At 54.3% G+C, this 608-nt stretch carries 1 protein-coding gene and 1 pseudogene; both read right to left on the minus strand.

The window, feature by feature from the left end; all coding sequences use genetic code 11:
- Positions 1-318: pseudogene (locus M3090_RS15540) on the minus strand (conjugative transposon protein TraM); the annotation flags it as partial.
- Positions 269-592, minus strand: a complete 324-nt coding sequence (locus M3090_RS15545) for a TraL conjugative transposon family protein (RefSeq protein WP_249057776.1) — start codon at positions 590-592, stop codon at positions 269-271. The gene M3090_RS15545 and the pseudogene M3090_RS15540, both read right to left, overlap by 50 nt.
- Between the last annotated feature and the right edge of the window lie 16 nt (positions 593-608).

The raw sequence follows: 608 nt of genomic DNA on the forward strand, positions 1-608 counted from the left end.
CTCCTGCAGGGTGCTCATCTTCTCCCGCTGCTTGCGCTCGAAATCCTGCTGTTCGTAGGCGGCACGCTTGTCCGAAGGCAGGTTCTTTTCCTCCGGCATGGGCACTTCCACGTTGAAGCCGTCGGGCAGGCTCTCCCCCTCGTCCGACGGTGCGAATATCAGCCACATCGCCACGCCGAAGACAAGGAACAACAGCGGATAGACCAGCATCTTCCTCCGTTTCCGGATTTCTTCGGGAGTCAGCGGTTGGGACTCCTTCCGCCCGAGTTCATTCTTTTTTGCCGTTTCCGGCTGTTTTTCCGTTTTGTTCTCTTTCATGTTTCCTGTCATGATTAAAATGGATACTGTCTTTACTTATGCCCGGATGCAGTTCCAACTGCCGCATCCGTTCTATTCTCATCTGCTCTCCCCGACGTTTGCCGATGTTGTATATCGACGACACGGTGATGTAGATGGAGAGGGCGCTGAATCCCACGAGCATCGCCACCACCACGATAAGTCGTACATCGGGCGACATCCGCCCGCATACGTAACGCATCGCGTCGCTTATCCGGTCTGGGATGTAATGGAGCCATTTCCTTGTCTTTCCCATACGCCTTTACCTTTCT

It is taken from the genome of Bacteroides sp. ET71 (assembly GCF_023336905.1).
Classification (GTDB): domain Bacteria; phylum Bacteroidota; class Bacteroidia; order Bacteroidales; family Bacteroidaceae; genus Bacteroides.